This is a genomic window from Candidatus Didemnitutus sp., assembly GCA_019634575.1.
Classification (GTDB): Bacteria; Verrucomicrobiota; Verrucomicrobiia; order Opitutales; family Opitutaceae; genus Didemnitutus.
Genome location: JAHCAY010000001.1, coordinates 2,582,689 through 2,595,003 on the forward strand (window position 1 = coordinate 2,582,689; position 12,315 = coordinate 2,595,003).

8 protein-coding genes are annotated in these 12,315 nt (G+C 68.6%); 3 read left to right on the plus strand and 5 right to left on the minus strand.

All coding sequences use genetic code 11. The features are described 5' to 3' along the window. Nucleotide 1: 1 nt before the first annotated feature. Nucleotides 2–1,228: a hypothetical protein gene (locus tag KF715_10865; protein MBX3737183.1), complete on the minus strand. Its 1,227-nt coding sequence runs from the start codon at nucleotides 1,226–1,228 to the stop codon at nucleotides 2–4. Between the two features lie 185 nt (nucleotides 1,229–1,413). Here KF715_10865 and KF715_10870 point away from each other — a divergent pair, with 185 nt between their 5' ends. Together KF715_10870 and KF715_10875 are read left to right on the plus strand one after the other, a co-directional pair. Beyond that, nucleotides 1,414–2,166 (plus strand): response regulator transcription factor, encoded by a 753-nt coding sequence (locus KF715_10870; protein ID MBX3737184.1) that lies wholly within the window; start codon nucleotides 1,414–1,416, stop codon nucleotides 2,164–2,166. Then, nucleotides 2,163–3,473: a histidine kinase gene (locus tag KF715_10875; protein MBX3737185.1), complete on the plus strand. Its 1,311-nt coding sequence runs from the start codon at nucleotides 2,163–2,165 to the stop codon at nucleotides 3,471–3,473. The genes KF715_10870 and KF715_10875 overlap by 4 nt, the downstream gene beginning before the upstream one ends. A 12-nt stretch (nucleotides 3,474–3,485) precedes the next feature. On the opposite strand, the gene KF715_10880 is transcribed toward KF715_10875, so the two are convergent. The 3 genes from KF715_10880 to KF715_10890 form a co-directional block, all read right to left on the minus strand. Then, nucleotides 3,486–4,181: an EF-hand domain-containing protein gene (locus KF715_10880; protein MBX3737186.1), complete on the minus strand. Its 696-nt coding sequence runs from the start codon at nucleotides 4,179–4,181 to the stop codon at nucleotides 3,486–3,488. A gap of 124 nt (nucleotides 4,182–4,305) precedes the next feature. Next, the gene (locus KF715_10885; GenBank protein ID MBX3737187.1) at nucleotides 4,306–5,172 is read right to left on the minus strand and encodes an alpha/beta hydrolase; all 867 of its coding nucleotides are present in this window, start codon (nucleotides 5,170–5,172) and stop codon (nucleotides 4,306–4,308) included. 10 nt (nucleotides 5,173–5,182) lie between these two features. Further along, nucleotides 5,183–7,051 (minus strand): tetratricopeptide repeat protein, encoded by a 1,869-nt coding sequence (locus tag KF715_10890; protein MBX3737188.1) that lies wholly within the window; start codon nucleotides 7,049–7,051, stop codon nucleotides 5,183–5,185. A 108-nt stretch (nucleotides 7,052–7,159) separates the two neighbouring features. On the opposite strand from KF715_10890, the gene KF715_10895 reads away from it, so the two are divergent. Then, nucleotides 7,160–8,632 carry a tetratricopeptide repeat protein gene (locus KF715_10895; protein ID MBX3737189.1) on the plus strand — a complete coding sequence of 491 codons (1,473 nt, stop codon included), beginning with the start codon at nucleotides 7,160–7,162 and terminating at the stop codon, nucleotides 8,630–8,632. A gap of 168 nt (nucleotides 8,633–8,800) precedes the next feature. Here KF715_10895 and KF715_10900 read toward each other — a convergent pair whose 3' ends face one another. Next, nucleotides 8,801–12,310, minus strand: a complete 3,510-nt coding sequence (locus KF715_10900) for a TonB-dependent receptor plug domain-containing protein (protein MBX3737190.1) — start codon at nucleotides 12,308–12,310, stop codon at nucleotides 8,801–8,803. Between the last annotated feature and the right edge of the window lie 5 nt (nucleotides 12,311–12,315).

Below are 12,315 nucleotides of genomic sequence, written 5' to 3' on the forward strand. Positions count from 1 at the left end.
TTTAGAATTTGAAGCTGAGACCGGAGCGGATCCCGAGGCCCGTGGACAACTTCACGAGCGCGCTGCGGCCGCCGAGCGCGAGGTCGCCTTCGCGATGGGAAATTTCGTAGGAGGCGCTGCCGAAGAAACCGGTGCGCTCGCTCATCCACCACTCGGCGTCGATGCCGCCGAACACGCCGACCTGCGCCTGCGTGGAGGAATTGGACTCGTCGCCCGCCTCGACGGGCGTGGTGAGATTGGGGATATCGAGGGTCTCGGCGTAGCGCAGGCGGAGGCCGACGACGCTCACCGTGCCGCCGAGGGCGAAGCGCATGGAAAAGCGCTCGTTCGGCTGCCAGCGGAGCCACGGGCCGGCGCGCAGGCCGAAATACGCGCCCTTGATCTGCCAAAGGCCGTTCACGGTCGCGCCGTCGGGCGTGACGGTCTCGACGCGGCTCTCCGGCGTGCTGGCGAGGTGGGTGGTGGTGTTGATCGTCTGGCTGGAGGTCGTGCCGTCGGCGTTGGTGACGGTCTGGGTGGTGGTCGACGGCGCGGTGTAGCCGGTGCTGCTCGAGTCGGCGGGGTCGCCACCGGGCGGGGCGGCGCCGAGCAGCGAGTAGGTGTCGGTGATGGTGCGCAGCGTGACGGCGATGGAGCCGGTGGTCTTGGCGTTGAGCGTGTTGAGGCCGGCGCCGACCTCGGCGCCGACGGTCCACACGCGGCGGCCCGGCCCGAGGATGCGGCCGAAGCGCCAGAGTTCGCGCGAGCCCTCGACGTCGATGCCGATAGACGGACTGCTCTTCGCGCTCATCGACGTGCCCTGTCCCTCCGTCTCGTAGCGGTGGAAGTTGATGCCCGAGAGATCGCTGCTGACCTGCGAGGAGGCGGCGTAGCTCCAGAAATTGGTGCGTCCGTCACTCGCGGTGGGCGTGCCGTCGGAGTCGGTCGTGCTCCGCAGGTTGACGAAGCCGTCGTTGTAGGTGCGGTTCGCCTCGGTGGCCGTGTCCTTGAGATCGAGCGAGGAGGAGATGGTGCCGACGTTGCGGAAGGTCGCCTTGAGCTGGCCGCCGAAGCGCAGGGCGAAGGTCATCTGGTTGCGCGGCACGGCGAGCTCGTCGATGGCGTTGAGGTCGCGGATTATCTCGTCCTCGGATTGTTCCTTGGCCGGGGCCGGCGGCAGCGATTGGGCGAGAACGGACGCGGCGGACAACACCAGAGCGCCCGCCAGGAGAACTGGGCGGAAAACCATTTGGCGGGTTTAGACAGCCGAAAAAAATTCCCGCGACCACTTCGGGACCAACCGGCCGCCGACAGGGACGAAACCGCGGCGAAACGATGCGGAGCGGCCGCAGCGGGCGTGCCGTCGCGCGCCGTTGTGTCATTTTTGGCTCCAACGCCTTCCGTTGCGGTCCCACTCCGCACACTTACCTCGCGATGAAATTGAAAGTCCTGATTGCCGACGACGAACCGCTCGCCCTCGACAAGCTCCGGCGCCTGCTCGCCACGGAAAACGATCTCGAAATCGCGGGCGCGGCCACGAACGGCGCCGACGCGCTCCGCCTCGCCCGGGAGCTGCAACCCGACATCCTGGTCCTCGACATCCAGATGCCGCCGCTCGACGGACTCGAGGTGGCCCACACGCTCGACGAAGGCGCGCGCGCGGTGATCTTCACCACCGCTTTCCCGCAGCACGCCGTCGACGCGTTCGCGGCCAACGCGGTCGACTATCTTCTCAAGCCCTACAGCAAGGAGCAGTTCGCCCGGGCGCTCGGCCGCGCGCGATCCCGTCTCGCCGCCACGGCCGACGCGACGCGCACCGGCCGCAGCGACCGGCTGCTGGTGAAATCGCGCGATCGCTACGTCGTCGTGCACGTGAACGACATCGAGTGGATCGAGGCGGCGGCGAACTACGTCGTGCTCCACTCCTCGAGCGGCAACCACGTGCTGCGCGGCACGATGACCGACACGCTCGCGGAGGTCGGCGAGGATCTCTTTTTCCGCACCGGCCGCTCCGCCGCGGTGAATCTCGACCGGGTGAACGAAGTGCTGTTCGACGAGCCCGGCGAACACGTGCTGCTGCTCCGCAGCGGCGCCCGCGTGCGGCTGCAACGCAATTTCCGCGAACTCCAGGAACGCCTCGAGAAACGCACCGCCGCCCACGCGCGGCGCGAAGGGACCGCCGCGTGACGCAGTCGCCGTTCGCCCCGGAAACGGCCACCGAGGCGCCGCCGCTCCTCCCCTTCCGCCAATGGTGGTGGCTCCCCACCGGCTGGATCGCGCTCGGGTTCCTGTTCTCCATCCAACCCTGGCTGAGCGGCTTCATGCCCTTCGGCGACAACGTGCGCTTCGCCGCCATGCGGCTCGCCCCGTGGGCGCTGGTCGCGCCGGCGGCGGTGTGGCTCTGCCTGCGCTTCCCCATCGCCGGACCGCACTGGCCGCGCGCGCTCGTGATCCACGCCTTCGCCACCGCGATCTCCGTGATCTGCCTCGAATCCCCCAGCGGATTCATGGCCGGCCCAGGGCGGCCGACGACGATGCATTTCTCCTTTCACCGCATGGGGCCGGGAGAGGAATCCGAGCGCACGCCGCCGTTTCCGGAATTCAAGCCCAGCCCGCCGGCGCCGAACGGCAAATCCACCGAAGCCGGCGAGCATTTCGACGCACCTCCGCCCCACGAGCGACGCGAAGGGACGCGCGACATCTTTTTCGAGCGCGGCACCGGCAAGGGCTGGGTCCGCCGCGAGAACGGCGACGTCACGCACTTCGGCATCACGCCGCCGCCGTGGTTCCTGCGCGGCCGGCAATCGCTGCCGCTCTACTGGTGCCTCGTCGCGATCGCCCACGTGCTCTATTTCCAGCGCACCGCGCGCCGCGCCGCGCAAATGCAGGCGCAACTCTCCGCCGCCCGGCTCGCCGCGCTCCAGCTGCAACTGCAGCCGCACTTCCTCTTCAACTCGCTCAACGCCATCTCGTCGCTCGTGCGCAGCGACGTCGAGGTCGCCGACGAGATGATCTGCTCGCTCGGAGCGCTGCTGCACACGACGCTGGACAAAAGCGGCCACGCCGAGGTCCGGCTCACCGAGGAGATCGAGATGGCGCGCCACTACCTGCGCATCCAACAGGTGCGTTTCGGCGCGGCGCTGCGGGTCGAGACCCGCGTCGACCCGGCCGCCGCGCTCGCCGCCATTCCCACGCTGTCGATCCAACCGCTGCTCGAAAACGCCGTGATCCACGGCCTCAACGGCCGCGCCGGCGTCATCCACCTGCACGCCTGGCGCAGCGGCGAGCGGCTGGTGGTCGAGGTCACGGACGAGGTCGCCGATCCGCAGGCCCCCGGCGGCACACCAAAGCCCTCGAGCGGCGTCGGCCTCGCGAACATCCGCGCGCGCCTCGCCACGCTGCATGGCACGCATGCGTCGCTGGACCTGATCCGCAATCCCATCGGCGCCACCGCGCGGATGGAGGTGCCCTTCCGCGAGCTGCCCGAGGGTTGAGCGGCGCGCGCCTCAGACCGAGGTCGAGAGATTTTCGCCCACGGCGCCTTCGTAACTTGGCTCGCCATCGGCGCCATAGCCCGTGCGTTCACCGTGACGCGGACCGCGCAGCTGTTGAAAAAGCGTGGTCAGCTCCGCCTGCGTGATGCTGCCGTCGCCATCGCCGTCGATCGCCGCGAAAACCTTTTGAAAATCCGCCTCGGTCGGCGTCGCACCGGACGAGCCGACGGCTTCGGCGCGCTCCTCCGCCTTCTTCTTCAAGGCGGCGAGCAATTCGTCGGCCGAGACCTTGCCGTCCTTGTTCGTGTCCATCGCATCGAACACCTGCTGCGCGTCCTCGCTCGCGGAGGACTCCTCGCTTTCGCCCGGCGGCGGCGGAGGCGGCGGGCCGCCCGCGCCTTGGGGACCGCCGCCACCGTGGCGCGCGGTGCGCAGGGTCTCCATCGCGGTCTTGAACTCGCCGAGGTCGATGCCGCCGTCGCCGTCGGAATCCATTTTCTGGAACACCGACGCAGCGTCCGGGGTGTCGCTCGCCGCGGAGGCGTTCGCGCCGAGGCGCTTTTCCATCGCGGTGACGAACTCGTCCTGCGTGACCTTGCCGTCGCCATCGCCGTCGAGACGTGCGAACATTTTTTGGAGAAACTCGCTCGGATCGGGCCGGGTGGCGCCCGCGAGCGAGGAGGAGGAACTGACAGAGGAGATGCTCATTCGTTGGGTGGTTTGATTCGCACCCGTGAACATCGTCACCGCGCCCCGTCCGGTGGAGCCGCCTCGTCGCGTAATCCCGCGCGCCCATCCCGTTTGCGCCGCCGTCCGGCCCAGCCGGCGTTTTTCAGCGCGGCCCCGCCGGCAAATGCGCGCGCAGCCACGCGGCCAGGCGCGCGTCCCAGTCCGGCAACGACTCCTTCCATTTCAACAAGCCGTGTCCTGCGCCGGGCAGCACGAGCAGATCGCAGGTGTTGCCGGCCGCGTGCAGTTTTTCCTGAAACGCACGCGACATCGCGATCGGCACCGTCTTGTCCGCATCGCCGTGTAGGAGCAGAAACGCCGGCAAGCCGGCGCGCACGTGCTCGCTCGGCGAAACATCCGCGAGGCGCGCGCGGGTCCCGGGCGTGAGCTCCTTCGCAATGTCGAACAGCGCCTGCAACGACGTGCTCGCGCCGCCGCGGTTGACGGTGTCGGTGACGAGATCCGTGACCGGCGCGAAACCGATCACCGCCTGCACGCGCGTCGACGCGTCGCCGAGCACGCCCGCGAGACAGGCGAGGTGGCCGCCCGCCGAGTGGCCGACCAGCACGATGCGCCGCGGGTCGCCGCCGAACTCCGCCGCATGCGCTTTCACCCAGCGAATCGCCGTGAGCGTGTCCTCGTAGCCCGCCGGCCAGCGATGCGCAGGCGCGAGCCGGTAATCGATCGAGAACCACACGCAACCCGCCGCGGTGAACGCGTCGAACCACGGCGTGATGTCGGCGCCGTTGCCGGGTTTGTCGCTGCCGGATTTGCTCCCGCCGCTCCAGCCGCCGCCGTGCACGAGGATCGCGACCGGAAACGGCCCCGCGCCCACCGGCACGCCGACATCGAGTTTCAGCGCGACGCCCGCCGCCTCGCCGTAGACGACATCGCGCACGACGCGCGCCTCCGTCGCGGACGACGCGGCGGCAACGAGGAGAAAAGCGGCGCAGGCGAAGAACGATTTCATGGGAAAACTCTCAACGGCGCAGCGACGGATCGAGTTCCGCGGCGGCGCGCTCGTGCTCCGCGGCCTCGGCCACGCGGCCGAGTTGCCGCAGGGCGCGCGCGAGTTGCAAGTGCGCGGGCGCGTGCTCCGGGTTGAGTTCGAGCGCGCGAGAGAGGTGCGGCACGGCCTCGGCGGGCCGGCGCAGCTCGACGAGGGTTGCGCCGACGAGGAACGCCGCCTGCGCATCCGCCGGATCGAGCTCCGCCGCGCGGGTGAAATGCGTCAGCGCCTCGGCCGGACGACCGCGCGTCATGGCGGCCACGCCGCGATTGCACCACGCGTTCACGAAGCGCGGATCGAGTTGCACCGCCGTCGCAAAATCGCGCTCGGCGCCGGCGACATCGCCGAGAGCGAGGGCGGCGCGGCCGCGGGTGTTGAGCGCGGCGGGGAATTTCGGCAGCAGCGCCAGCGCGCGATCGGCGAGCGGTTTCGCCTCGGCGGCGCGGCCCGCGTCGACGAGCTGGCCGGCGAGATTGTTCAATCCTTCGGGAAAATCCGGGCGCAGGCGCAACGCGGTTTCGAGGTGCGCCACGGCGTCCGCGCGTTCGCCTTCGGCGGCGAGGACGAGCGCGAGGTTGTTGTGCGCGAGCCAGCAGTCGGGATTCCGCGCCAGCGTGGCGCGCCAGAGCGCGGCCTCGTCGCGATAGATGCCCGCCTGACTCCACGTCAGCGCGAAGAGTCCGCCGAGCACGGCGAGGAAGGTGCCGAGCGTCGCGCCGCGCCCAAAGCGAGCGAACGCGAGTGCCGCGCCCGCGCCGGCGAGAGCGAAGAGCGCGAGGTTGGCGAGGTAGGCGAAATGATCGGCGACGAACGAAAACAGAAACGGATAGACGTTCACGAACCCGAGCACCGGGAACAGCGTGCCGCCGCAGAGCAGCGCCGCCGCGAGCCACGCGCGTTCGCCGCGGCGCGCCCGCCATGTCGCGAGGCCGAGGGCGCCGAGCGTCGCGAGCGGGAAGAGCCATTGCCACCACACGAAAGCGTCGACGATCCAGCGCGGATAGATGAAGGTCAGGTCGAGCGGCCAGACGAGCGAGGCGAGGTAGTGCCACGGCACGCGGGCGGCGAGCAACAGGCGCGCGCCGGCACCGAGTTCAAAGGCGCTGCCTTTCGCGCCGATCAGTTCGCTTTCGAAGTGCGCTGTCAGCAGTCCCATCGCCGCGCCGGCGGCGAACCATGGCAGCAGCGGGAGGACATCGTGCCGCCAGTCGAGACGGCCGCGACGCCACCAAGTCACAACGAGCAGCGCGGCGGGGAGCGAGGCGGTGACGGTTTTCGTGAGCAACGCGAGGACGAAGAGCGCACTCGCGAGGACGTAGGAACGCGGACGGCGTTCGTCGTCGAAACGCAGCCACGCCAGCGCGGCGGAGAGATAGAACAGCGCGGAGAGCGTGTTCTTCTGTTCGGAAATCCAAGCGACGGACTCGACGCACGCCGGATGCAGCGCGAAGAGCAGCGCGGCGAACCACGCGCCCGGCACGGCGAGGCGGCGCAGCACGAGCGCGAAGAGGCAGGCGTTCGCGGCGTGTTGGAGAATATTGACGAGATGATAGCCGAGCGGGGCGTCGCCCCAGAGCCGGTGCTCGAACCAGAACGCCGAGTGGAGCACCGGGTAGTATTGCTGCGTCGCACCGATCTCGAACCAGATGCGGAGCAAGCCGCCGAGCGAGCGGAGGTCGGTGCGCGTGACGTGGCCGTCGTCGTCCCAGAGAAACGCGCCGCGCAACGCCGGCAGATAAGCGGCGAAGACCGCGAGCGCAATCAGAGCGCACCACCAGAACGTGGGCGAGCCAAGCGGCGCGGCGGCGGGCGCGAAGGTTGTTCGTGAAGGACGAGACACGGCGCGCGAAAAACGTAGGACGCGCGGCGCGCGGCGCGATAGCAAACACACCCGGGACGAGCATTGCTGTTGCCGGTGGCGACGGTGCCCGGCAATTTTCGGCGCAGCGTGGAACGTTTACCCCAGAAAGTTCGCTCGGGCCTGCTGGCGCTCGGCTGTCTTGCGGTGCTGTTCGTTTTTTTCAGTCCGCCGTTTGCCGCGTGGCGGGCGTGGGCGCGGGCGCCCGAAATCGGTTTTCTGCCGGAGACGCGGCGCGGGGTCGCGGTGCTCGAGCAGGCGAAGGCGCTGGGCGCGCCGGTCGTCGATCCGCTGCACAGCGCGATTCAGTGGCGGCTGCTGTTCCCCGCGGTGGCGCGCGGGCTGGGTTTGCCGGCGTGGGCGCTGTTCGGGTTCGCGCATGTGGGAGCGCTGCTGGCGCTGTGGTTTTTGATCGAACATGCGAAGGCGCGCGGCGCGACGTGGGGCGAGGCGGCGTTCGTCGCGCTGCTGGCTGGAGCGGGCGCGTGGTTTTTTGCGGCGACAGGCTGGCTCGGTTACTACGATTCGTGGGTCGTGCTCGGATTGCTCGCGGTGGCGTTCGCGGCGCGGCGCGAGTGGGGCTGGCTGGCGTGCCTCGCGGTGCCGTGGATCGATGAGCGCTTCGTGCTGGCGGTGCCGCTGGCGCTGCTGTGCCGGCAGCTCGATGGCGACGATGGGCGCCGCGGAAATTGGAAAAGCGAATGTGGCATGCCGCTGGCGCTGTGCGCGGCGTTCGCCGTCGTGCGGCTGGCGGTGTTGCCGGGGAGCGTGGCGAACGCAACCGTCAGCGGCTACCTCGCGTGGCTGGATTTTTCGAAGACGCCGTGGACGCAGTTCGTCTGGGGCGTGTGGGAAGGCTGGCGCGGCGGCTGGGTGCTAATCGCGGTTGCCGTGTGGGCGGTGGCGCAGCGGCGCGGCACGACCATCGCCCTGACGCTCGGTGCCGCGAGCGCGGCGGTGCTGCTCGTCGGTTTGCTGACGGCGCAGGACTTCGGACGCTCGATGATGCTGCTCGCGCCGCTCGTGGGGCTGGGTGCGGGAGCGTGGGGCGGCGTGACGTGGCCGGGCAAGAGGCGCGCGCTGGTCGGCCTCGCGGGCGCGGCGCTGGTGTTGCCGGCGCATCAGGTGATGAGCGATGCGGCGATGCCGGTGATGACGTTGAACCACGAACTCGGCGCGCGGCGCGAGCCGCCGCCGCGGCTGTCGCCGGCGGCCTATGAGTTGAGCGGCGTCGTGGAGATGGAGCGCGGCAATCCGCAGAAGGCGGAGATCGCGCTGACGATCGCGATCAAACTGGACGAGCGACCGACGAGCGCGTGCAAGCACCGCGGCCTGCTCTATGCCAGCGCGCAGCGGTGGAGCGAGGCGCGGCAGGATTTCCGGACTTGGGCGGAGAACGACGAGCGCGATCCGGATGCGTGGCTGCTGGTCGCGCAGGCGGAGGCGGCGCTCGGCAACACGGCGGAGGCGCGGGTGGAGTTGCAGCGCGCGCTCGGGCTGGCATCGAAGGAATGGGCGGCGCGGCCGGACGTGGCGCGGTTTCGGGCGCGGCTGGGGATGTGAGGGGAAGCGGCGGCGGCTCAGGTGGGCGGCGGCGTTGTCCGCGGCGCCACGCTCGCGGCCTCCGTCCAGTCGCCGCCGGGACGTCGGCGGCCACCTGAGCCGGAACAAAAAAATCGCCGCCGGTTGCCCGGCGGCGATGAGGAGCGGGGGCTCTGAAGAAATCAGGCGCTAGAGGTCGAACGTCGCGCTGAGGAAGAATTGCCGTGGATCGACAATGCGGAAGGCATTGGGTGTGCCGTCGGGGAAGGCGCCGATGGGTTGGAGGCGTCCGTCTTCCTGGATGTTGCGGACGTTGAGCTGGAAGGTGGCGCCGACTTTGCCGCCCCAGAGCTTGGTGCGGTAGGAGACGAAGGCGTCGAAGTAGGCGTGCGCCTTGTCGTAGACGGGGTTGTTGGCGTCGAGCTCGGTGATGGGCTGATTGGCGGCGAGGAGGGCTTGGTAGTTCTTGCCGTAGTAGCCGATGGCGCCCTTGTCCTCCCAGCGGATCGCGCCGCCGACCTTGAAGTTCTTGAGGATCTTATTGTCGGTAAGGGCGGCGAGCTGGAAGCTGGAGCTGAGCTTGAACGCGTATTTGCGGACGCTGGGCTTGGATTTGCCTTCCTGCTGCTTGATGACCGAGTAGGGCGCAGTGACGAAGACGGCGTGGTTCGCCTGCGGCGTGTTGGAGCCGTAGGTGGAGGTCCACCAGAGCACGTTGGAGCCGGCCGCGGCGGTTTTGAGGGGATCGACGATGGTGGTCCACACTGGCGTGCGGAGGTCGATGTATTCCTGGATGGCGCTGGAGATGTTCGTGCTGACCGATTCGGTCTCGGTGGCGGAGCCGGCGACGGTCCAGAACTTGGTCGGGTTGTAGTTCAACTCGATCTCGGTGCCCTTGGCCTCGATGTCGTTCGTCGCGGCGAGCGTGCCGGCCTGGAAGGCGGCGGCGAGGGCCTGCGCGGTGGCGGTCGGGATCTTGGTGATCGCCTCGGTCTGCGCGTCGAGGGCGGCGCCGGTGAGGCCGGGATACCAGGTGTCGCGGATGAGCGTCGGGAGGTTCCACGCGTCGAGCGTGCCGCCGCCGTAGAGGATGTCCTTGCGGAGGACGCGCTGGGCGATGGTGTTGGCGTCGCCGTCGCGGGCGTTGTATTGGTTGGTCTTCCACTTGTTGAAGCGGAGGACGAACTTGTCGTTCAACGGGAGCCAGAAGCCATAGTCGGTGCCCTTGCCGGTGACGTTCGGGAGCGGGCGGAGGAACAGGTCGATCGCGGGGGGCTGCGGGATGAAGTTGTCGGACTTGTTGTAGGTGAGCGAGAGGCTGCGGGCGACGTTGGCGACGTAGCCGAGGATGCCGGTGTCGGTGTCGGCGGTGCGGTTGAGCGAGGCGAGGTCGCGCAGCGGGCGGGCGACGACGGAGAGGGTCTTGGTGCGGCCCTTATTGGTGCGGTAGTCGCCGGAGACCCAGCTGTTGTCGCGGGTGAAGTCGTGCTCGGTGTTGTTGTTCACCAAGCCGGGGGCGGTGCCGGCTTTCGAGTAGACGGAGTCTTCGCGGTAGCCGACGACGGTGACGAGTTTGTTGTCGAGGAACTGGCTCTGGAGGACGGCGCCGGGGGTCTTGATGATCTGCTTGAGGTTGTTGGCGCCGCCGGTGCTGTCGGTCGTGGCGATGAGGTCGAGGGTCTGCGGGTCGCGGAAGAACGTGCCGCTGTTCGTGGGAAGGTTGCCCGAAACGGTGTAGCCGCCCCAGGTGAACGGATAGGTGCCGAAGGCGAAGTCGCTCGGAGCGCGGTCGACGACGCCGTTCATGTTACCGCCGACGTAATAGCGGATGTATTGGCGGAGGATGTTCGGGCCGGCCGCGGGGCCGCCGGAGACGGAGGCTTGGTTGGCGCGGCCGTAGTTGGCGGTGGTGACGGCGCCGAGCCAGGAGGGGCTGGAGGTGAGGGCCTCCCGGTAGGAGAAGACGCGGCTGACGCGGTATTTGTATTCGTCGTAGGCGGAGAATTGTTGGACGCCGAGCCACTTGAGCAGGCCGCTCTCGTTGCGGAGGTCGAGGCGGTAGGCCATCTGCGCGCGGTAGGTGTCCCACTTGGAGGGCATCCACTTGGTGAGCGGCTCGGTGGCGGCGAGGTAGGTTTTGCCGAAGAAGGGATTCGGCGTGCCGTCGAGGTTCTTCTCGTTGATGTCGACGAAGAGCTGGCCGCTCTGGCCGGAAGTGCCGGAGTTGCCGAGCGGGGTGCGGGCGTAGCGCTCGTTGTCCTCGCGGAGGGCGCCGAGCTGGACGGCGAGCATCTGGCGCGGGGTGTCGAGGATGATCTGGTCGAGCTGGGCGTTGTAGACCTGGGTGCGGTCCATCAGGCGGTTGACGGAGGAGACGTTGATGTCGGACCAGTCGTAGATGTCCTTGTTGGAAACGGTGGGCGTGGTGGTCCAGAGCGGCTGGTTGGTGTAGCGGCCGGGCGAGGCGGTGGCGGTGCCGAGGTTCACGCTGGTCTGGAGAAGGCGGATCGTCTGGTTGTTCGCCGTGGGCGTGGGGATCGCGACCGCGAGGTTGTTGGTGTTCGGCGCGGTCCAGTAGGCGATGCCGTTCTGGTCGACGTAGAGGTTGGCGCGGGTCTGCATCGTGCCGGCGCGGGAGAGGCCGAGGGTGTTGAAGATGACGTTGTCGGAGGTGTAGGTGCCGACCGTCTGGCCATTGAGGTGAATCTGCTGGAGCACGGGATCCCAGGTGGCCTTGCCGCCGGCAATCCAGTCGCTGACGTAGTCGCGCGGCGGGGTGTAGTTCGGGCGGTTGCCGTTCATGCGGTAGTCGAGATACGCGGCCGTGATGGTCGTGTTCCGGAAGGGCTTGTATTTGATGAATGCGTCGTAGCGGCGGGTGTTCACGCCGGAGGGCTTGCGGACGAAGCCGTCGTGCTGGAAGCCGCCGTTCACGCGGATGGCGAGCTTGTCCTTGATGAGGACGCGGTTGAGGTCGAGGGTCGTGCGGAAGCCGTCCCAGTCGTCGGCGCGGAGTTCGACGCGCGAAATCTGACGCGTGAGGTTGGCGGTGGTCGCGACCTGATTGACGGTGCCGGAGGCGTTGCCGAGGCCGAAGACGCTGGCGTTGGGGCCACGGGTGATCTCGATGCCTTCGATGAGGAGCGGATCGATGGGCATGCGGCCGGACATCTCGTAGTTGTTGTAGGAGATGTTGGCCGAGCTGATGCCGCGCAGGCGGTTGGCTTGCGTGGGGTTCAGCTGGACGTTGTCGGCGAGCTGGCCGTTGCGGTCGACGGTGAAGTCGGTGAACGTGCCCGTGCCTTCGGCGCCGGCGGTGTAGAGGAACACGTCGTTGATATCGAGCATCGCGAAGTCGGACATCTGCTCCTTCGTCATGACGGTGATGGAGGAGCCGAGGTCCTCGAGCTTCGTGTTGAAGCGCGTGCCGGACATCGTGTTCGAGGAATAGTAGCCCTTGGTGTCGGACTTCACCTCGAACGGCGAAAGCGTGACGACCTCCTCGGGCGCCGCGGTGGGCGCGGCGGCGACGGCGGTGTTCGCCGCGGTGAGTTTGGAGCGCGGTTCATCGGCGGGCGCGGGCGTCGTGCCGGCGGCAGTGGGGGCCGATTGTGCGAGCGCCGAGCCGGCGCAGGCGGCGAGAGTCACCAACGCCAGGCAGAGGCGGGGCGACGTGGGCAGTCGATGGCGGATGTTCATGGGGG